This is a genomic window from Streptomyces sp. NPDC030838, assembly GCF_055572035.1.
This window is the reverse complement of record NZ_JBVIED010000015.1, coordinates 141,778-160,499: the sequence shown is the minus strand read 5'-3', so window position 1 is coordinate 160,499 and position 18,722 is coordinate 141,778. Positions and strand designations below refer to the sequence as shown.

General features: G+C 71.7%; 18 protein-coding genes. 8 read left to right on the top strand and 10 right to left on the bottom strand.

Going from position 1 to position 18,722, the window contains the following annotated elements:
* Positions 1 to 10 precede the first annotated feature (10 nt).
* Positions 11 to 733: an ArsR/SmtB family transcription factor gene (locus ACZ42A_RS31640; protein ID WP_468530725.1), complete on the bottom strand. Its 723-nt coding sequence runs from the start codon at positions 731 to 733 to the stop codon at positions 11 to 13.
* Between the two features lie 35 nt (positions 734 to 768).
* Complete coding sequence (locus ACZ42A_RS31635; RefSeq protein WP_468530724.1) at positions 769 to 1,410, bottom strand: TetR/AcrR family transcriptional regulator; 642 nt, start codon at positions 1,408 to 1,410, stop codon at positions 769 to 771.
* 91 nt (positions 1,411 to 1,501) lie between these two features.
* Here ACZ42A_RS31635 and ACZ42A_RS31630 point away from each other — a divergent pair, with 91 nt between their 5' ends.
* From ACZ42A_RS31630 to ACZ42A_RS31620, 3 genes are all read left to right on the top strand, one after another.
* The gene (locus ACZ42A_RS31630; RefSeq protein ID WP_468530723.1) at positions 1,502 to 2,653 is read left to right on the top strand and encodes an acyl-CoA dehydrogenase family protein; all 1,152 of its coding nucleotides are present in this window, start codon (positions 1,502 to 1,504) and stop codon (positions 2,651 to 2,653) included.
* Between the two features lie 75 nt (positions 2,654 to 2,728).
* The gene (locus tag ACZ42A_RS31625; RefSeq protein WP_468530722.1) at positions 2,729 to 2,953 is read left to right on the top strand and encodes a YiaA/YiaB family inner membrane protein; all 225 of its coding nucleotides are present in this window, start codon (positions 2,729 to 2,731) and stop codon (positions 2,951 to 2,953) included.
* A 293-nt stretch (positions 2,954 to 3,246) separates the two neighbouring features.
* On the top strand, positions 3,247 to 3,876 hold the full coding sequence (locus ACZ42A_RS31620) for a TetR/AcrR family transcriptional regulator (protein ID WP_468530721.1): 630 nt from the start codon (positions 3,247 to 3,249) through the stop codon (positions 3,874 to 3,876).
* Here the strand turns inward: ACZ42A_RS31620 and ACZ42A_RS31615 are convergent.
* Positions 3,867 to 4,328 carry a MaoC family dehydratase gene (locus ACZ42A_RS31615; RefSeq protein ID WP_468530720.1) on the bottom strand — a complete coding sequence of 154 codons (462 nt, stop codon included), beginning with the start codon at positions 4,326 to 4,328 and terminating at the stop codon, positions 3,867 to 3,869. The genes ACZ42A_RS31620 and ACZ42A_RS31615 overlap by 10 nt on opposite strands.
* Positions 4,329 to 4,419: 91 nt before the next feature.
* On the opposite strand from ACZ42A_RS31615, the gene soxR reads away from it, so the two are divergent.
* Positions 4,420 to 4,947 carry a redox-sensitive transcriptional activator SoxR gene (gene soxR, locus ACZ42A_RS31610; RefSeq protein ID WP_468530719.1) on the top strand — a complete coding sequence of 176 codons (528 nt, stop codon included), beginning with the start codon at positions 4,420 to 4,422 and terminating at the stop codon, positions 4,945 to 4,947.
* 516 nt (positions 4,948 to 5,463) lie between these two features.
* Here soxR and ACZ42A_RS31605 read toward each other — a convergent pair.
* Both ACZ42A_RS31605 and ACZ42A_RS31600 read right to left on the bottom strand, forming a co-directional pair.
* On the bottom strand, positions 5,464 to 6,198 hold the full coding sequence (locus ACZ42A_RS31605) for a 3-keto-5-aminohexanoate cleavage protein (RefSeq protein ID WP_468530718.1): 735 nt from the start codon (positions 6,196 to 6,198) through the stop codon (positions 5,464 to 5,466).
* 110 nt (positions 6,199 to 6,308) lie between these two features.
* Complete coding sequence (locus ACZ42A_RS31600) at positions 6,309 to 6,911, bottom strand: hypothetical protein (protein WP_468530717.1); 603 nt, start codon at positions 6,909 to 6,911, stop codon at positions 6,309 to 6,311.
* Positions 6,912 to 7,141: 230 nt separating this feature from the next.
* Between ACZ42A_RS31600 and ACZ42A_RS31595 the strand changes: the two genes are divergently transcribed.
* Positions 7,142 to 9,928 carry a penicillin acylase family protein gene (locus ACZ42A_RS31595; protein WP_468530716.1) on the top strand — a complete coding sequence of 929 codons (2,787 nt, stop codon included), beginning with the start codon at positions 7,142 to 7,144 and terminating at the stop codon, positions 9,926 to 9,928.
* 32 nt (positions 9,929 to 9,960) lie between these two features.
* Here the strand turns inward: ACZ42A_RS31595 and ACZ42A_RS31590 are convergent, their stop codons facing one another.
* Both ACZ42A_RS31590 and ACZ42A_RS31585 read right to left on the bottom strand, forming a co-directional pair.
* A complete protein-coding gene (locus tag ACZ42A_RS31590; RefSeq protein ID WP_468530809.1) occupies positions 9,961 to 11,277 on the bottom strand; it encodes a serine-threonine protein kinase in 1,317 nt (438 codons plus the stop codon).
* A gap of 80 nt (positions 11,278 to 11,357) precedes the next feature.
* On the bottom strand, positions 11,358 to 12,590 hold the full coding sequence (locus ACZ42A_RS31585; RefSeq protein ID WP_468530715.1) for an exo-beta-N-acetylmuramidase NamZ family protein: 1,233 nt from the start codon (positions 12,588 to 12,590) through the stop codon (positions 11,358 to 11,360).
* Between the two features lie 182 nt (positions 12,591 to 12,772).
* Here ACZ42A_RS31585 and ACZ42A_RS31580 point away from each other — a divergent pair, with 182 nt between their 5' ends.
* The 3 genes from ACZ42A_RS31580 to ACZ42A_RS31570 are packed head-to-tail and all read left to right on the top strand — an operon-like array spanning position 12,773 to position 15,830.
* Complete coding sequence (locus ACZ42A_RS31580) at positions 12,773 to 13,537, top strand: SDR family oxidoreductase (RefSeq protein WP_468530714.1); 765 nt, start codon at positions 12,773 to 12,775, stop codon at positions 13,535 to 13,537.
* Positions 13,534 to 15,210 (top strand): class I adenylate-forming enzyme family protein, encoded by a 1,677-nt coding sequence (locus ACZ42A_RS31575; protein WP_468530713.1) that lies wholly within the window; start codon positions 13,534 to 13,536, stop codon positions 15,208 to 15,210. Before ACZ42A_RS31580 ends, ACZ42A_RS31575 begins: the two co-directional genes overlap by 4 nt.
* A gap of 26 nt (positions 15,211 to 15,236) precedes the next feature.
* Positions 15,237 to 15,830: a TetR/AcrR family transcriptional regulator gene (locus tag ACZ42A_RS31570; protein WP_468530712.1), complete on the top strand. Its 594-nt coding sequence runs from the start codon at positions 15,237 to 15,239 to the stop codon at positions 15,828 to 15,830.
* Between the two features lie 54 nt (positions 15,831 to 15,884).
* Here the strand turns inward: ACZ42A_RS31570 and ACZ42A_RS31565 are convergent, their stop codons facing one another.
* From ACZ42A_RS31565 to ACZ42A_RS31555, 3 genes are all read right to left on the bottom strand, one after another.
* On the bottom strand, positions 15,885 to 17,099 hold the full coding sequence (locus ACZ42A_RS31565; RefSeq protein WP_468530711.1) for an acyl-CoA dehydrogenase: 1,215 nt from the start codon (positions 17,097 to 17,099) through the stop codon (positions 15,885 to 15,887).
* A gap of 5 nt (positions 17,100 to 17,104) precedes the next feature.
* Positions 17,105 to 18,127: a phosphotransferase family protein gene (locus ACZ42A_RS31560; RefSeq protein ID WP_468530710.1), complete on the bottom strand. Its 1,023-nt coding sequence runs from the start codon at positions 18,125 to 18,127 to the stop codon at positions 17,105 to 17,107.
* Positions 18,128 to 18,280: 153 nt separating this feature from the next.
* Positions 18,281 to 18,577, bottom strand: a complete 297-nt coding sequence (locus tag ACZ42A_RS31555; RefSeq protein WP_468530709.1) for a hypothetical protein — start codon at positions 18,575 to 18,577, stop codon at positions 18,281 to 18,283.
* Positions 18,578 to 18,722: the final 145 nt, after the last annotated feature.

Below are 18,722 nucleotides of genomic sequence, written 5' to 3'. Positions count from 1 at the left end.
TTTGGGGCGCTCAGCGCAGCGTTGCCTCGTCGATGCCCAAAAGCTCGGACAGGGCCCGCTCGCCGGTCGCCGTTACCTTCACGGCTCGCTCGGTGCCGATGCGGACGCACCAGCCCATGTCCAGGGCGTGCCGGCACAGGGCCGCGCCCGCGACGCCCGCCAGGTGGGGGCGGCGTTCGGTCCAGTCGAGACAGGGGCGGGCCAGTGGGCGACGGCCTGTGCGGTCGAGGGAGATGCCGGTGTCCTCGAACCACCGCAGTCCCGCATCCGTCAGAGCGAACCCTGTGTCCTGGCGCAACAGCCCGCGCGAGGTCAGGGCATCCGTGACCGTGATGCCGAGTCGCCCGGCGAGATGGTCGTAGCAGGTGCGGCCGCGGGTCATCGCCGAGCCGGCGCTGGACTCCCGTAGATTCCGGGGCCGTCGGGCCGTCCCCGGGGCCACCTGCGCGGCCAGGTCCTCCACCAGCTGGGCGACCCGGGCGTCGGCCAGCCGGACGTACCGGTGCCGCCCCTGCCGTTCCTCGGCGAGCACCCCGCCCGCGACGAGCTTGCCCAGATGTTCGCTCAGCGTGGAGGGGGCGACGCCCGCGTGCCGCGCCAGCTCACCGGCGGTCCAGGCCCGCCCGTCGAGCAGTGCCAGCAGGCAGGCGGCCCGGGTCTCGTCGGCGATGAGTCCCGCGAGCCGGGCCAGCCGCGAAGCCTGCGGATTCCTGGTGGTCATGCGTCCCAGCATGGAGCACGGATCCTTCGGTACCTGCCGAAGTGTGGCTAGGCGGGCCGTCCGACCTGCTCGTACTGCCGCGCCAGCCCGTCCAGCAGCGCCGCGAGCCCCGTCTCGAAGGCACGCTCGTCGACCTTCTCCTGCTGCTCGGCGAGGCGGTGCGCCTGGCCGAGGTGGGGATAGTCGGCGGGGTCGTAGGCGCTCGCGTCGTCCGGGAAGCCCCCGGCGAACGAGCCGAGCGCGGAGCCCATGATGAAGTACCGCATCAGCGCGCCGATGGAGGTGGCCTGCGCGGGCGGCCAGCCGGCGTCGACCATCGCGCCGTACACCGCGTCCGCGAGCCGCAGCGCGGCCGGACGGCGGCCGGGGCCGCGGGCGAGGACCGGGACGATGTTGGGGTGGTCGCGCAGCGCGGCGCGGTAGGAGACCGCCCAGTCGTGCAGCGCGGTCCGCCAGTCCCGGCCGTCCTCGAACATCGACAGGTCGACCTGCGCGCTCACCGAGTCGGCGACCGCCTCCAGGATCTCGTCCTTGGTGCGGAAGTGGTTGTAGAGCGAGGGCCCGCTCACCCCCAGCTCGGCCGCGAGCCGCCGGGTGGACACGGCCGCCAGGCCTTCGGTGTCCACGAGTTCCCGGGCCGTCTCGACGATCCGGTCGGTGCTGAGCAAGGGCTTGCGCGGTCGGGCCATGGCGCACATAGTAGGGCTGTGCCTTGAAACTAGCAGTGCTAATTTAAATGTGCGACTTTCAATTGGTGACCTACCTGTGGGGTGACGCGCCGTGAACCTGGAGCTCAGCGAGGAACAGACCGCCGTACGGCAGCTCGCCCGGGACTTCGTGGAGCGCGAGATCGCCCCCAATGTCATCGCCTGGGATCGTGCCGAGGAGGTCGACCGGGCCATCGTGAAGAAGCTCGGCGAGGTCGGCTTCCTCGGGCTCACCGTCGACGAGGAGTACGGCGGCTCCGGCGGCGACCACCTGGCGTACTGCCTGGTGACCGAGGAACTGGGCCGCGGGGACTCGTCGGTGCGCGGCATCGTGTCCGTCTCCCTCGGCCTGGTCGCCAAGACCATCGCGGCCTGGGGGAGCGAGGAGCAGAAGCGGCGGTGGCTGCCGGGGCTGACGGCCGGCGAGCTGGTCGGCTGCTTCGGCCTCACCGAGCCCGGCACCGGCTCCGACGCGGGCAGCCTCGCCACCCGCGCGGTCCGCGACGGCGACGAGTACGTCGTCAACGGCACCAAGATGTTCATCACCAACGGCACCTGGGCCGACGTCGTGCTGCTCTTCGCCCGCTCCACGGACGCCCCCGGCCACAAGGGTGTGAGCGCCTTCCTGGTGCCCACCGACACCCCCGGCCTGACCCGCCGCACCATCCACGGCAAGCTCGGCCTGCGCGGCCAGGCGACGGCGGAACTCGTCCTGGAGGACGTCCGCGTGCCCGCCTCGGCGATGCTCGGGGAGGAGGGCAAGGGCTTCTCCGTCGCCATGTCGGCCCTGGCCAAGGGCCGGATGTCGGTGGCGGCGGGGTGCGTCGGCATCGCGCAGGCCGCCCTCGACGTGGCGGTGCGCTACGCGGGCGAGCGCGAGCAGTTCGGCAAGTCCATCGCCCACCATCAGCTGGTCCAGGAGCTGATCAGCGACATAGCCGTCGACGTCGACGCGGCACGGCTGCTGACCTGGCGGGTCGCCGACCTGATCGACCGCGGCCTGCCCTTCGCCACCGAGGCCTCCAAGGCCAAGCTCTTCGCCTCGGAGGCCGCCGTCCGCGCCGCCAACAACGCCCTCCAGGTCTTCGGCGGCTACGGCTACATCGACGAATACCCGGCGGGCAAGCTCCTGCGCGACGCCCGCGTGATGACCCTCTACGAGGGCACCAGCCAGATCCAGAAGCTGCTCATCGGACGGGCGCTGACGGGCGTCTCGGCGTTCTGACCACTTTCCGTCTGAGTACTTCTCTGAGTACGGCGGCGGATGTGGCGCGGGCCACTTCCGCCGAGGCTTGTCCCCATGAGCGACAAGCAGCAGAACACGGCCGCCTTCTACGGCCAGGCCGTCGCGTCCTTCGCCGTCGCCATGGCGGCCACCGCCATCGGCATCTACCAGCTGGACGCCGACCCGTGGGTGCGGGCCTTCCTCGCGATCGCGGTCCTCTATCTGGTCACCTCCGCCTTCACCCTCGCCAAGGTGATCCGGGACCGCCAGGAATCCAGCCGGTTCCCGACCCGACCCTAGGCCCTGTCGTTTGGATCATCCCGGCGTCGCGGGGTCTGGCACGCACATCTGCCGCGTTGTCGTCACTCTCCCCCACGCTCGGCTTCGCTCGCGCGGGGGCACCCCCATCGCTCCGCGTCGACTCCCTCCTCCGCCTTGCAGCTGCACGCACCAGACCCCGCTCGAGTCGGCCAAGACGCACCGCACCTCACAGCCGGGCTGATCCAAACGACAGGGCCTAGCGGGGCGTCTAAGCGGGCGCTCAGGTTCAGCGGTATGGTGGTGCCCCTGTCGGTGAGAGGGGCGAGCGAGCGATGAGTACGGCGGAGGAGACGGCCGGCGGCGAGAGTCAGCCGTGGGCCGAGGTCACCCCTGACGCGGCCCGGCGACTGCTGATCGCCGCCGTGGAGGCCTTCGCCGAGCGCGGCTACCACGCCACCACGACCCGTGACATCGCGGGCCGCGCCGGTATGAGCCCGGCCGCGCTCTACATCCACTACAAGACCAAGGAAGAGCTGCTGCACCGCATCAGCAGGATCGGCCACGAGAAGGCCCTGGAGATCCTGCGCACGGCGGCCCGCCGCGAGGGCACCGCGCGGGAGCGCCTCGCCGACGCGGTCAGCTCCTTCGTCCGCTGGCACGCCGGGGGCCGTACGACCGCCCGGGTCGTCCAGTACGAGCTGGACTCGCTCGGCGAGGACGCCCGCGCCGAGATCCTGGCCCTGCGCCGGGAGTGCGACGCCGAGGTGCGCCGGATCATCGAGGACGGTGTGGCGTCCGGCGAGTTCGAGGTGCTCGACGTCAAGGGCACCACCCTCGCCGTGCTCTCCCTCTGTATCGACGTCGCCCGCTGGTTCAACGTCGAGGGGCCCTGGACGCCCGACGAGGTCGGCGCGCTCTACGCCGACCTCGTGCTGCGGATGGTGGGCTGCCCTCAGAAGTAGTAGCGGGCCACCGACTCGGCGACGCACACCGGCTTGTCGCCGCCCTCGCGCTCCACGGTGAAGGCGACGGTCACCTGGACGCCGCCGGTCACGTCCTCGACGCCGGCGATCCTCGCGGTGGCGCGCAGCCGGGATCCCACGGGTACCGGAGCGGGGAAACGAACATTGTTCGTCCCGTAGTTGACGCCCATCTTCACGCCCTCGACCCCGATCAGCTGCGGCCCGAACAGCGGCAGCAGCGACAGGGTCAGATACCCGTGCGCGATGGTGGTCCCGAACGGCCCGGCGGCGGCCTTCTCCGGATCGACGTGAATCCACTGGTGATCACCGGTGGCCTCCGCGAAGAGATCGATCCGCTTCTGGTCGATCTCCAGCCAGTCGGTGTATCCCAGCTGCTCGCCCACCGCCGACTTCAGCTCGTCGGCACCTGCGAAGATCCTCGGCTCTGCCATGTACCGCCTCCTGGTCGCAAACTCTAAGCGACTGCTTAGCATGGTCGGCCTCGGGGTCCCTGTCAACGGAGGCGTGGGTAGGGTTCGAGGGGTGCCCCAGATTCCAGAGAAGATCCACGAGCTCACCGTCGGCCAGCTCTCCGCGCGCAGCGGGGCCGCTGTCTCCGCCCTGCACTTCTACGAGTCCAAGGGTCTGATCAGCAGCCGCCGCACCACCGGCAACCAGCGCCGCTACAGCCGGGACACCCTGCGCCGGGTCGCCTTCGTCCGGGCCGCCCAGCGGGTCGGCATTCCGCTGGCCACCATCCGCGAGGCGCTCGCCGAACTCCCCGAGGAGCGCACCCCCACCCGGGAGGACTGGGCCCGGCTGTCGGAGGCCTGGCGCTCCGAACTGGACGAGCGCATCAAGCAGCTCAACCGGCTGCGTGACCATCTCACCGACTGCATCGGCTGCGGCTGTCTCTCCCTGGACACCTGTGTGCTCACCAACCCCGACGACGTCTTCGGCGAACGCCTCACCGGCTCCCGCCTCCTGGTCGAACCCCCGGGCGCCCGCCGACGAGGGGCGCCACGAACACGCCAGACCACGACCGACACGAAGCCGGGGAAGCACCGCTAGCCCGACGGCACGCTGTCGCTCACGGCGGGCCGGCCTGGCTGGGTTTGGTGGCTCGCCGCAAGTTGGCATGGCTGGGTGTTGTGGCTCGTCGTGGGCCGGCCTGGGCGGGTGCTGTCGCTCGCTGCGGGCTGGTCCGGCCGGGGGTGTTGTGGCTCGTTGCAGGGTGCCGGCCCGGTCGGACGGTGTGGCTCGTCCTGGGCTGCCCGGCGGGGTGGCTTGTCGCGGGCGGCTTGGCAGAGTGTGGTGGCTGTCGTGGGCGGCCGGCCCGGATGGACGCTGTCGCTCGCCGCTGGCTGCTCCAGCTGAGTGCTGCGGCACGCTGCGGGCGGCCTCGGCCTGGCCCAGCCGGGCGGTGTCGCTTGCCGCGGGCTGGCCCAGCCGGGCGGTGGCGCTTGCCGCGGCCTGGCCCGGCCGGCCGTGTCGCTTCTCGCGGGTGGCCCCAACCGGGCGCTGTGGCGCGTCGCGGGGTGCCCCGCCGGGGCGCCACTGCTCGTCCTCGCCCGCCCCGATCGGCCGCTACCGTTCCCCGCGGGCCGCCCGTTCGTACTCTCTCAGGCCCGCTCTCACCAACTCCGCGTTGGAGGTGGCCCGGTGGCCGTTCGGGAGGGTCAGGGTGTCTTCCAGGCCGATGCGGGTCGGGAGGCCGAGGTGGGCGGCGAGGCGTAGTACGGGCCAGGTGCCGGCGTCCTCGCCGTGCAGCAGCACGGGGCGAGGGAGGAGCGGGCCGCCGAGATCGGACAGCAGGGCGTGGGCCGAGTCGGGTGCCGTCGTCGCGTCCGGGTCCGTCACCTCCGCGAGGACCCGCAGCACCCTCGGGGCGAGGGGTGACCGGCTGAACCGGGCCGCGCCGTCCGTCCCCGACCAGATGCCCGCCTCCACGCCCACGCCGAGGTCCAGCAGCGCGGCGGCAAGCTCCTCCGCGCCGGGCTCATGCCAGTTGACCGAGGCGTGGTCGGGCAGCACGGTCCAGTCGCGCACCCGTGCGAGCCGGGCCGCCGGATCCGGCTCGGCCCAGGCATCCGTGGTCACCCCGACCGGCACCGACACCCGTGCGCGGATCGCCTCCAGCGTCGCGGCGACCAGCCGCGGGGAGATCGTGTCCCGGCCGCAGGGCGTCTTGGGATGGACGTGGACGTCCGTGGCCCCGGCCGTGACGGCCTGTGCCGCGGCCTCGGCCATCGCCTCCGGCGAGAGCGGAACCGCCGTACCGTCGGCGGCAGTCCGGGGCCCGTTCAGACACACCTGCACCATGCCCCGATGGTGCCAGGCCCCACCAGCTCCCTCGGTGAAACCCCCGTTGCCGAACCTCTCCCGATGAACGGGGGTGCGGCATCCCCCTGCGCACCCCCCTGACTACTCCCTCACGCCGACACCAGCACCCGCCCGCGCCGGGCGTACGCCAGCGCCTCGGGGGTGAGCACGGGCCGCGGTACGAGAATCCCGCAGTCCGCGCAGACCGGACCGGACGAGGGCTCGTGATCCAGGTCGTACTTCCAGAACAGCCGTTCACCGCCGCACACCGGGCACCCCGAGCCCGGTTCCCGCTCCAGCGCGGCGATCAGTTTCCGCAGCACCTCCGCCAGCGGCTCATGCGGATGGACCCGGGGGTCGTCGCACCAGGCGACACCGAAGCCGCCCCAGGTCAGCCGGTGCCAGTCGTCCACACTGCCGGGCCTGCGCAGCCCGTCGTGCTTCTCCTTCCTGCGGCGCTCGGCGAACTCCACCTCGTAGGCGAGCCACACCGCGCGCGCCTCCTCCAGCTCCTCCAGCGCGGCCACGAGCCGCGCCGGGTCGGGGGAGCGGTCCTCCGGTCCGAATCCCGCCCGGGAGCACAGATGGTCCCAGGTCGCCCGATGCCCGTAGGGGGCGAACCGTTCCAGGCACTTGCGCAGCGAGTAGCGCCGCAGTGCCAGATCGCACCGGGGGTCGCGTACCTGTCTCGCCAGACTCCGGAAACCGGCCATCGCCTTGCACCTCCGTCACACCTGCACCTGTACTTCGGTCACTTCGGCGTCGTCGTACGGACGTCGCCGAATAGACGTATCGACACGCGATTCGGCTCCCTTCGCGGCCATCCGATTTCCGATGGCCGCCATAAGCGGGCCCGGCGACATCCAAAGATGACGCATGTTCAACTTCAAACTCGGGGATACCGGCGGTAACGACCGGCCCACCCCCGTCGGGAGGAGCTGCCATGCCACGGCGCACCCCACGCAACGTGCTCGACAGACTGAGAACTCCCCACAGATTCCCCGGGTTCCTGAAGACCGCGTCCGTATGCGTACTCGTTGCCGGCCTTTTGGCTCCGCTTTCCCAAGCCACCGCCGCCCCGCAGGCTCCAACCGCGGTGAACGACCACTGCGGTGCCCGGTGCTCCGACATCCTCCCGCCGGGCCAGAACGGCAACGCCACCCTCGCCCAGATCCTCCTCCACCAGGCCTTCGGCACCCGCCCCGCGCACTCCGACGACCAGCTCGGCCCCTACGCCGACCTGGCCACCGGCTACCAGAACCTCACCGACGCGACCATCAACTCCTTCTTCAACGACGCGTCGTTCGGGGTCCCCGCCGATCAGGTCGCCTCCACCGTCCGGCCCGCCGGGCGCGGAGACGTGACGATCGTCCGCGACAAGAAGACGGGTGTGCCGCACATCACCGGCACCACGCGCTACGGCACCGAGTTCGGCGCCGGCTACGCGGCCGCCGAGGACCGGCTGTGGCTGATGGACGTCTTCCGGCACGTCGGGCGCGGCCGGTTGACCCCGTTCGCGGGCGGCGCCGCCGCCAACCAGGGCCTGGAGCAGGAGTTCTGGCGCAATGCGCCGTACACCGAGGCCGACCTCCAGGCGCAGATCGACAACGCCGTCGCTGCCCACGGCGAGCGCGGCCGGCAGGCCCTCGCCGACGTGAACGCCTACGTCGACGGCATCAACGCCTACATCGACGCTTCCGACAGCGGCCGCTACTTCCCCGGCGAGTACGTCCTGACCGGCCACAAGGACTCCGTCACGAACGCCGGCACCATCGAGCACTTCAAGCCCACCGACCTGGTCGCCCTCGCCTCCGTCATCGGCGCGCTGTTCGGCTCCGGAGGCGGCGGCGAGGTGAACAACGCGCTCTCCCTGCTGGCCGCCCAGTCCAAGTACGGCGTGGCCGAGGGCACCAAGGTGTGGGAGTCCTTCCGGATGCGCAACGACCCCGAGGCCGCCCTCACCGTCCACGACGGCAGCTTCCCCTACGCCGTCAGGCCCGCCGCCCCCCAGGGCCTCGCCCTGCCCGACCCCGGCTCGGTGACCCGCGAGCCGCTCGTGTATGACCGTACGGGCGGCGCCACCGGATCGAACGCCGCCGAAGCCTCCGCCGAGGCCGCCGCACACGCCGTCACCTCCGCCAAGCGCGGCATGTCCAACGCCCTCGTGGTGAGCGGCGAGCACACCGCGAGCGGCCACCCCATCGCCGTCTTCGGCCCGCAGACCGGCTACTTCGCGCCCCAGCTGCTGATGCTCCAGGAGATCCAGGGCCCCGGCATCAGCGCCCGCGGCGCCTCCTTCGCGGGCCTCAGCTTCTACGTCGAACTGGGCCGCGGCCAGGACTACGCGTGGAGTGCGACCACCTCCGGCCAGGACATCATCGACACCTACGCCGTCGAGCTCTGCCAGGACGACCACCACTACCTCTACCGCGGCACCTGCACGCCGATGGAGAAGGTCGAGCAGAAGAACGCCTGGAAGCCCACCGTCGCGGACGGCACCGCGGCCGGCTCGTACACGATGCGGGTCTGGCGGACGAAGTACGGGCCCGTCACCCATCGCGCGACCGTCGGCGGCAAGAAGGTCGCCTACACCACCCTGCGCTCTTCCTTCCTGCACGAGGCCGACTCGATCATCGGCTTCCAGATGCTGAACGACCCAGGCTACGTGACCGGACCCGAGAGCTTCCAGAAGGCCGTGCAGCACATCAACTACACGTTCAACTGGTTCTACGCCGACTCCGAGCACACCGCGTACTACAACAGCGGTGACAACCCGGTGCGCGCGGCCGACGTCGACGCCGAGTTCCCGGTGTGGGCACGGCCCGCGTACGAGTGGCGGAACTGGGACCCGGCGGCCAACACCGCCGACTACACCCCGCCCGCCCAGCACCCCAACTCCATCGACCAGGACTACTACATCTCCTGGAACAACAAGCCCGCCCGGGACTACCCCTCCGCCCCGTGGGGCAACGGCCGGGTCCACCGCGGCGATCTCCTCGACGACCGGGTGGCGAAGCTGGTCGAGACCGGCGGGGTGACCCGGGCGTCCCTGGTGAAGGCGATGGCCGAGGCGGGGCTCGTGGATCTGCGTGCCGAGCAGGTGCTGCCGAGTCTGCTCAAGGTGATCAACAGCTCGCCGGTCAGCGACGCCACGGCCGCGGCGGCGGTGAGCAGGCTCCAGGCCTGGCTGTCCGCCGGGGCCAAGCGGACGGAGACCTCGGCCGGTTCGAAGACGTACGCCCACGCGGAGGCGATCCGCGTCCTGGACGCCTGGTGGCCGCTGCTGGTGAAGGCCGAGTTCGAACCCGGCCTCGGCAGCGACCTGTACACCGCGTTCACCGCCAATCTTCCCGTCGACGAGTCCCCGTCCGCCGCCCATGGCCCGACCGGCGCCCACGCGGGCAGCGCCTTCCAGTACGGCTGGTGGAGCTATGTCGACAAGGACCTCCGCGCGCTGCTCGGGGAACGGGTGCAGGGCCCGCTCGCGGACGGGTACTGCGGCGGCGGCAGCCTCACCGCCTGCCGCGACACCCTGATCGGCACCCTGAAGGAGGCGGCCGGCCGGACCGCCGCCCAGGTCTACCCCGGCGACGAACACTGCGCGGCCGGCGACCAGTGGTGTGCCGACGCGATCGTCCACCGGGAACTGGGCGGCATCGGCCACCGCGTCGTCGGCTGGCAGAACCGGCCGACGTACCAGCAGGTCGTGGAGTTCACCTCACACCGATGACAACCCGGTGAGGTCCGCGGGACGGCGGCGGGTCAGCGGACGCGGCCCGCCGCCAGCACCAGCTGTGCCAGCTCCCGGTGCAGGATGTCGCTGTGCGCGCCGGTCGGCGGACCACCGCGCCGGACCACCGCCTGCGCGTCCACGTTCACGCACCCGGACGCGGGCAGCTCCTCGGTCAGCGCCTCGGCGAGCGTCAGCGTCCGCGTGCCCGGCACCGCCCGCACCCCGCCGTACCCCAGCGCACCCCACCGCTCGCGCAGGGCGCGCGCCGGGTCCAGATCCGCCAGGCCCTGGTCGTCGCCCGCCATCCGCGAGGCCAGCGGATAGAACGTGCCGAGCGCGGTGTCGTGCCGGGAGTGACAGCACACCAGCGGGCCGTCGATCCGGTTCTGCCGCCCCTTCAGCGCCCCCGCCGCGCCGCGGTCGTGCGGGAGGCGGGCGGCGAACGCGTGGTGCGAGAAGGCGCCTTGGAGCAGCGTCACGGACTTCACCGTGCGCACCCCGTCCGGCAGCCCGCGCAGCGCGAACGACATCAACCGGGCCCCGAAACTGTGCCCCACCAGATGCACCCGCACGTCGGGCGCCACCGTCGCCAGCCGCCCGAGCAGCGGCCCGAGGCCCCGCTCGCCGACGGTCCCCGCGCGGCGCTTCATCGCGTAGTACGTCGCCTGCCGCAGCACCTCCTTCGCGCCGTTCCAGGGGTTGGGCAGCCGGAAGCCCCGAACCCCGCCGGGGAAGGCGTCGGCGTGGGCCCGGGCGAACTCCTCGCAGACCTCCGCCATGGGGGCGGAGAACATGCGCGGCTCGTCCTGCGGTACGCCGTCGGCCAGGACGTCCGCCGCGAACGCCGCCTGCGGCCCCGGCCGCACCTCTGCCTCCACCAGGAGGCGCACCAGTTGCCCGAACTCCTCCAGCGCGGCCTCCTCGGGCGGCTGCTCGTCGAGCAGGGCGGCCAGCCGGTCCACCACGTCCGCCCGCTCCGCGAAGGTCTCCCGCAGCGCGTGCCGGGTCTCCTCGTCGAGCGCCGGGCCCGACGGCGGTGCGGCCGCCACGGAGCGCGGGAAGTCCGGGATCGGCTCGTCCGCGAACCGCATCGACGGCCACACCACCCCCGCGTACCCGATCCGCGCCTTCGGGGCGAGCCGCGGGAACGGGGCGAAGAAGGCGCTGAAGAGACGGGTCGCGGCCGGGCGGTCGGTGTTCCAGCCGTGCGAGAAGACCACCAGGTCGCGGACGCCGCGGTCCGCGACCTGGTCGGCGAGCCGGTCCCGCTGCCGGCCGTCGGAGTCGCCGTCCTTGTCGAAGGTCAGTCCCCAGTAGGGAGTCACGCTCATCGCCGGATCCGCCATGACCAGCTCCTCCGTCCGCAGGTGGGCGCCGTGGGCGCATCGTCCTGCCAACGGGGGACCTTGGCCAGAGTCACGGTCCGTCAGTACAGCAGGTACTCCTCCCGCACCTCCCGGAAGGCCGCCAGCTCCGTCTGCCAGTCCGCGACCACGTCGTCCGCGCTCGCCCCGGCGTCGATCAGCGTGCGCACCCGGGTGGAGCCGGTGAGCTTGTCGATCCAGCGGTCGGAGCGCCAGGCGAAGCCCGGCCAGGTCCGCTTGGCGGTCACCAGCAGGGCGATACCGGTGCGGACCGGGTCGTAGGCGGCCCGGTCGTGGACGTGGATCTGCACGCCGCCGACGGTCTTCCCCTGGAACTTCGAGAAGGTGGGTGCGAAGTACGCCTCCCTGAAGTGCACGCCGGGCAGGGCGAGTTCGTTCGCCGCGGCGGCCCAACGGCCGTCGACGCCCTCCGCGCCGAGCAGCTCGAACGGGCGCGTGGTGCCCCGGCCCTCGGAGAGGTTCGTCCCCTCGAAGAGACACGTTCCGGCGTAGACGAGCGCGGTGTCGGGGGTGGGCATGTTGGGGCTCGGCGGCACCCACGGCAGACCGGTGGACTCGTGGAACTCCCGCCGCTTCCAGCCCGTCATCCGTACGACGTCCAGCGGCACCGGCGTCGCCAGGAACTCCCCGTTGAACAGCCGGGCCAGCTCGCCGACCGTCATCCCGTGCGCCTGCGAGATGGGCTCCCGGCCGACGAAGGTGGCGAACTCCTTGTGCAGCACCGGGCCTTCGGCGGAGCGGCCGGTGACGGGGTTCGGGCGGTCGAGGACCACCACCCGTTTGCCGGCGAGGGCGGCTGCCGCCATGCAGTCGTAGAGCGTCCAGATGTACGTGTAGAAGCGGGCGCCGACGTCCTGGATGTCGAAGAGGACGGTGTCCACGCCGGACGCGGTGAAGATGTCGGCCAGGGGACGGCCGCTCTTCAGGTACGTGTCGTAGACCGGGAGGCCCGTCGCGGGGTCGTCGTAGCGGCCTTCGGAGCCGCCGGCCTGGGCGGTGCCGCGGAAGCCGTGTTCCGGGCCGAAGACGGCGGTGAGGTTCACTCGGTCGTCGGCGTGCATGACGTCGACGATGTGGTGGGCGTCTCGGGTGATGCCTGTTGGGTTCGTGACAATGCCGACTCGGTCGCCGTCGAGGAGGGCGTATCCGTCTTGGATGAGGCGTTCGAAGCCGGTGTGGAGTCGGCGGGTTCCCTGCGGGGCTGCGGCGGCGGGAGTTGTGGTTGCGGTCAGTGCTGCGGTGCTGGCCAGGACGGTGCGTCTGGACAACTTCATGCGGTGACCTCCGTTTTGGTTGGAGTGCTCCCGCAGGCAGTGTTGCAGGTGCGGGCGGGTGGGGGCTGGTCGCGCAGTTCCCCGCGCCCCTTCTTTTGCTTCCCCTTCCTTGAGACATACCGACCGGTTAGTCTGACGTCTCGCGGGGGCTGGGCCGTGTTTCGTCGTGTCGAGGGAGACCCATGGTGGGAGCCGTGCAGGGTGCCGGAGTCGTCGTTACCGGGGCCGGTGGCGGGATCGGGGCCGCGTTGGCGCGGCGGTTCGCCGCCGAAGGGGCGCGGGTCGTCGTGAACGATCTGGACGCCGAGAAGGCCAAGGCCGTGGCCGAGGAGATCGGCGGAACAGCCGTTCCCGGGGACGCCTCCGCGATCGTCGGGGAGGCGCGGGACGCGCTCGGCGGGACCGTCGATGTCTACTGCGCCAACGCCGGGGTCGCCTCGGGCGGTTCGGAGGCAGCCGGGGAGGACGTCTGGGCGCTGGCCTGGGACGTGAACGTCATGGCCCATGTGCGGGCGGCGCAGGCGTTGCTTCCCGACTGGCTGGAGCGGGGGAGTGGGCGGTTCGTGTCGACCGTGTCGGCGGCCGGGCTGCTCACCATGATCGGGGCCGCGCCCTACAGCGTCACCAAGCACGGGGCGTACGCCTTCGCCGAGTGGCTGTCGCTGACGTACCGGCACCGGGGTGTGAAGGTGCACGCGATCTGTCCGCAGGGCGTGCGGACCGACATGCTCGCCGGGACCGGCAGCGCGGGTGACCTGGTGCTGGTGCCGACCGCGATCGAGCCGGACGCGGTCGCGGACGCGCTGTTCGCCGGGATCGAGGAGGACCGGTTCCTGATCCTGCCGCACCCCGAGGTCGCCGGGTACTACCAGGCGCGGGCCGCCGATCCCGACCGCTGGCTGGGCAACATGAGCCACCTCCAGCAGAAGTGGGAGGCGGCGCGGTGAGCGGCTCCCGGTACGCCGGCAAGCCCTGGCTGGGCCTGCTGGAAGAGGCCCAGAAGGCGCCCGTCAGCCCGGCGGACTCGCTGGTGCACGCCCTGCGGCGCGGGGTCGCCGAGGCCCCGGAGCGGACCTTCCTCGCCTACTTCGACGGGCGGCTGAGCTATCGGGAGGTCGACGAGCTGAGCGACTCGGTCGCGGGGCACCTGGCCGCCAGGGGGCTGGAGCGCGGGGACCGGGTCGCCGTGCTGCTGCAGAACTCGCCGCACTTCGTGCTGGCCGTGCTGGGCGCCTGGAAGGCGGGCGCGGTCGTGGTGCCGGTGAACCCGATGTACAAGTCGGGGGAGGTGGCCCATGTGCTGCGGGACGGCGAGGTGGCCGCGCTGATCTGCTCCGACCGGGCCTGGGAGACGTATCTGCGCGACACGGCGCGGGACTCGCCGGTGCGGATCGTGCTCACCGGGTGCGAACTGGACTTCCAGACGCGCGGCGACGCGCGCGTGCTGAGCTTCGAGCGGCTGCCGCAGGCCGGCGACACCGACGACCTCACGGCCGTGGCCCGCGCGGGGCACAAGGCGCCCGAGGGACGCGAACCGGGGCCTGGTGATGTGGCGCTGATCAGCTACACCTCCGGGACGAGCGGCACGCCCAAGGGCGCCACCAACACGCACGGCAACATCATGTACAACGCCGAGCGGCAGCGGACCGGGCTCGGGCTGCCCGAGGCGCCGGTGTACTTCGCGATGGCGCCGCTGTTCCACATCACCGGCATGGTCTGCCAGTTCGGCGCCTGTCTGAACAGCGCGGGCACGCTGGTGCTGGCGTACCGGTTCGAGGCGGGGGTGGTGCTCGACGCGTTCGCCGAGCACCGGCCGCACTACACGGTCGGCCCGTCCACGGCCTTCATGGCGCTGGCCGCCCATCCGTCCGTCAGCCGGGACCACTTCTCGTCCTTCCGGGTGATCTCCTCCGGCGGCGCCCCGCTGCCGCCCGCGCTGGTGGAGAAGTTCCGGGCCGGCTTCGGGCCGTACATACGCAACGGGTACGGGCTGACGGAGTGCACCGCGCCCTGCGCCTCCGTGCCGCCGCATCTGGAGGCGCCCGTCGACCCGGCGTCCGGGACGCTCGCGGTGGGCGTGCCCGGGCCGGACACGGTCGTGCGGATCGTCGACGACGGGGGCGCGGAGGTGCCGTTCGGGGAGCAGGGCGAGATCGTCGTGTCGGGCCCGCAGGTCGTGCCCGGCTACTGGCGGCGGCCCGACGCCACCGCCGAGACCTTCCCGGACGGCGAGCTGCGCACCGGGGACATCGGCTTCATGGACGCCGAGGGCTGGCTGTACGTCGTCGACCGCAAGAAGGACATGATCAACGCGTCCGGCTTCAAGGTGTGGCCGCGCGAGGTCGAGGACGTGCTCTACACGCATCCGGCGGTGCGCGAGGCGGCCGTCGTCGGGGTGCCCGACGGGTACCGCGGGGAGACCGTGAAGGCGTACATCAGCCTCCGTCCGGGCGCCGAGGCGGCCCCGGAGGAGCTGGCCGCGTACTGCAAGGAGAGACTGGCCGCCTACAAGTACCCGCGGCAGGTGGAGGTCCTGCCCGACTTGCCGAAAACGGCGAGTGGGAAGATCCTCCGTCGGGAACTGCGTTCCCGCACGCTGGACAAGCAGGACAATCGGTAAGCGACACGGAAAGGCAGGTGGCGGCAGTGCCCAGGACGACGGACGGAGACGGGGCTCCTGTGCCGCAGCGGCTGCTGGCCGCCGCCACCCGGCTCTTCGCGGAGCAGGGTTACGACCGCACCTCGGTGCAGGAGATCGTCGAGGCGGCCGGCGTCACCAAGGGGGCGCTGTACCACTACTTCGGCTCCAAGGACGACCTCCTGCACGAGGTGTACGCGCGCGTGCTTCGCCTCCAGCAGGAGCGGCTCGACACCTTCGCGGACGCCGACGAGCCGGTGGAGAAGCGGGTGCGGGACGCGGCGGCGGACGTCGTGGTCACCACGATCGAGAACCTGGACGACGCGTCCATCTTCTTCCGCTCCATGCACCATCTCAGCCCCGAGAAGAACAAGCAGGTGCGCGCCGAGCGGCGGCGCTACCACGAGCGCTTCCGCGCGCTGATCGAGGAGGGCCAGGAGGCGGGCGTCTTCTCCAAGGCGACCCCGGCGGACCTGGTGGTGGACTACCACTTCGGGTCGGTGCACCATCTGTCGACCTGGTACCGCCCCGACGGCCCGCTCAGCCCGCAGCAGGTCGCCGATCATCTGGCGGATCTGCTGCTGCGCGCGCTGCGGCCGTAGCGGTACGACGTGTAAGGGGCGGCTGTCCATGGCAGCCGCCCCTTACCGGTGTCCTCACACGTACTTCTTCAGCTCCCGCCGTGCCAGCGACCGCTGGTGGACCTCGTCCGGGCCGTCGGCGATCATCAGGGTGCGGGCGCCGGCGTACAGCTCGGCCAGGGGGAAGTCCTGGCTGACGCCGCCCGCGCCGTGCAGCTGGATCGCCCTGTCGATGATGTCGACGACCGCGCGGGGCGTGGCGATCTTGATGGCCTGGATCTCGGTGTGGGCGCCCCGGTTGCCGACGGTGTCCATCAGCCAGGCCGTCTTCAGCACCAGCAGCCGCAGCTGCTCGACGGTGACCCGCGCGTCGGCGATCCAGTTGTGGACCACGCCCTGCTGGGCCAGCGGCTTGCCGAAGGCGGTGCGGGAGACCGCCCGCCTGCACATCAGCTCGATCGCCCGCTCGGCCATGCCGATCAGCCGCATGCAGTGGTGGATGCGGCCGGGGCCGAGCCGGGCCTGGGCGATGGCGAAACCGCCGCCCTCCTCGCCGATCAGGTTCGACACCGGCACGCGCGCGTGGTCGAAGATCACCTCGGCGTGGCCGCCGTGGTAGTGGTCCTCGTAGCCGAAGACCTGCATCGCGCGCTCGACGGTGACGCCCGGGGTGTCGCGGGGGACCAGCACCATGGACTGCTGGCGGCGGATGTCCGGCCCGTCCGGGTCGGTCTTGCCCATCACGATGAAGATCTTGCAGTCCGGGTTCATCGCCCCGGAGATGTACCACTTGCGGCCGGTGATGACGTACTCGTCGCCGTCCCGCTCGATGTGCGTGGTGATGTTGGTGGCGTCGGACGAGGCGACCTCGGGCTCCGTCATCGCGAACGCCGAGCGGATCTCGCCCGCCAGCAGCGGCTCCAGCCACTGCTTCTTCTGCGCCTCGTCACCGAACTGCGCCAGGACCTCCATGTTGCCGGTGTCCGGGGCCGCGCAGTTGGTGGCGGTCGGGGCCAGCTGCGGGGAGCGGCCGGTGATCTCGGCGAGCGGGGCGTACTGGAGGTTGGTGAGGCCGGCGCCGTACTCGGCGTCGGGCAGGAAGAGGTTCCACAGGCCCTGCCGCTTCGCCTCCGCCTTCAGCTCCTCGACCACGGCCGGGGTGTCCCACGGGGAGGCGAGCCGGGCCCGCTGCTCCTCGGCGACGGCCTCGGCGGGGTAGACGTACTCGTCCATGAAGGCGAGCAGCTTGGCGCGCAGCTCCTCGGTGCGGGCGTCGAACGCGAAGTCCATGCGGATCAGCCTTCCTGGAGGGTCGTCAGACCGTGCTGGATGAAGACCGGGACCAGGTCGCCGATGCGGTCGAAGCCGCGCCCGACCGTCTGGCCCAGCGTGTAGCGGTAGTGGATGCCCTCGAGGATCACGGCGAGCTTGAACCAGGCGAACGCCGTGTACCAGGAGACCGCCGAGACGTCCCGGCCCGAGCGGGCGGCGTAGCGCTCGATCAGCTCGGCCGGGCTCGGGTGGCCGGGTGCCTCGGCCGTGGTGGAGACGGGCGAGTCCGGCATGCCCAGCGGCATGCTGTACATCACCAGCAGGCCCAGGTCGGTCAGCGGATCGCCGAGGGTGGACATCTCCCAGTCGAGGATCGCCTTGATGCGGTCGTCGTCCCCGATGAGAACGTTGTCCAGGCGGTAGTCGCCGTGCACCACGGCCGGGGCGGGGGAGCGGGGCAGGTCGCGGCCGAGCGCGGCGTGCAGCTCGTCGATGCCGGCCAGGTCGCGGTTGCGGGAGGCGTCCAGCTGCTTGCCCCAGCGGCGCAGCTGGCGGTCGAGGAAGCCCTCGGGGCGGCCGAAGTCGGCGAGGGCCACCTCGGCGGGGTCCACGGCGTGCAGCTCGACGAGGGTGTCCACCAGGCCCAGCACCACCTCCCGGGTGCGCTCCGGGCCGAGCGGGGCGAGCTGGTCGGCGGTGCGGTACGGGGTGCCCTCGACGAACTCCATGACGTAGAAGGGCGCCCCCAGCACCTCCTCGTCCTCGCACAGCAGCACGGGGCGCGGCACCGGCACGTCCGTCGGGTGCAGGGCGCTGATCACCCGGTGCTCGCGCCGCATGTCGTGCGCGGTGGCCAGGACGTGGCCGAGCGGGGGCCGGCGTACGACCCACTTCGACGTGCCGTCGGTGACGGCGTAGGTGAGGTTCGACCGTCCGCCCTCGATCAGCCGGCCGGTCAGGGGGCCGTGCACGAGACCGGGGCGCTCACGGTCGAGCAGGGCGCGCAGCCGGTTCGGATCGAGGCCTGGCGGGTGGTCGGAACTCATCGTCGCTCCTACGGACGGGTGAAGTGGTCCCGACTTATGATGCCGACCGGTCGGTATGCCGTCCAGTGGGCGGAGCGAACGTGATCAGGGCCACGATAGGCCGACGGCTCCCCGCGGGGGTGCGGGGAGCCGGTCCGGGGTGCCGCGGGGTGCTCAGTGGTCGTCCCAGTGGCCCTCGTGCTCGGCGTGCCGGTGGCCGTCGTGGAGGTAGTCGATGTGGTCGCCGTGCAGGACGGTGGCGTGACCGCAGTCCTCGCCGTGCCGGTGGTCGTGGTCCAGGTGGGTGGTGTGCTCGTCGGGCTCGCACTCGTCCCAGTGGCCGCCGTGCTCGCGGTGCAGATGGCCGTTGTGGGCGTAGTCGATGTGGTCGCCGTGCGGGACCTGGGTGTGTCCGCAGTCCGGGCCGTGGGTGTGGCTGTGGGCGAGGTGTTCCTGGTGGAGGGTCGTCATGGGGGCTCACTTCCGGGAGATGTGCGGAGTGGTACGGGGTGAAGAGGCGTAGGGGGACGGTGGACCAAAGGGGCATTCCCGGCAATCAAGGTTGCATGATGTCCGCGTACCCCGCAGTGTCCGGCGGCATGAAAGCGATCGGTTA

Coding starts and splice junctions, on each gene's coding strand:
- ACZ42A_RS31640 (WP_468530725.1), bottom strand. CDS start 733: ATGCTGGGACGCATGACCACCAGGAATCCGCAGGCTTCGCGGCTGGCC.
- ACZ42A_RS31635 (WP_468530724.1), bottom strand. CDS start 1,410: ATGGCCCGACCGCGCAAGCCCTTGCTCAGCACCGACCGGATCGTCGAG.
- ACZ42A_RS31625 (WP_468530722.1), top strand. CDS start 2,729: ATGAGCGACAAGCAGCAGAACACGGCCGCCTTCTACGGCCAGGCCGTC.
- ACZ42A_RS31620 (WP_468530721.1), top strand. CDS start 3,247: ATGAGTACGGCGGAGGAGACGGCCGGCGGCGAGAGTCAGCCGTGGGCC.
- ACZ42A_RS31615 (WP_468530720.1), bottom strand. CDS start 4,328: ATGGCAGAGCCGAGGATCTTCGCAGGTGCCGACGAGCTGAAGTCGGCG.
- ACZ42A_RS31605 (WP_468530718.1), bottom strand. CDS start 6,198: ATGGTGCAGGTGTGTCTGAACGGGCCCCGGACTGCCGCCGACGGTACG.
- ACZ42A_RS31600 (WP_468530717.1), bottom strand. CDS start 6,911: ATGGCCGGTTTCCGGAGTCTGGCGAGACAGGTACGCGACCCCCGGTGC.
- ACZ42A_RS31595 (WP_468530716.1), top strand. CDS start 7,142: ATGCCACGGCGCACCCCACGCAACGTGCTCGACAGACTGAGAACTCCC.
- ACZ42A_RS31590 (WP_468530809.1), bottom strand. CDS start 11,277: ATGGCGGATCCGGCGATGAGCGTGACTCCCTACTGGGGACTGACCTTC.
- ACZ42A_RS31585 (WP_468530715.1), bottom strand. CDS start 12,590: ATGAAGTTGTCCAGACGCACCGTCCTGGCCAGCACCGCAGCACTGACC.
- ACZ42A_RS31580 (WP_468530714.1), top strand. CDS start 12,773: ATGGTGGGAGCCGTGCAGGGTGCCGGAGTCGTCGTTACCGGGGCCGGT.
- ACZ42A_RS31565 (WP_468530711.1), bottom strand. CDS start 17,099: ATGGACTTCGCGTTCGACGCCCGCACCGAGGAGCTGCGCGCCAAGCTG.
- ACZ42A_RS31560 (WP_468530710.1), bottom strand. CDS start 18,127: ATGAGTTCCGACCACCCGCCAGGCCTCGATCCGAACCGGCTGCGCGCC.
- ACZ42A_RS31555 (WP_468530709.1), bottom strand. CDS start 18,577: ATGACGACCCTCCACCAGGAACACCTCGCCCACAGCCACACCCACGGC.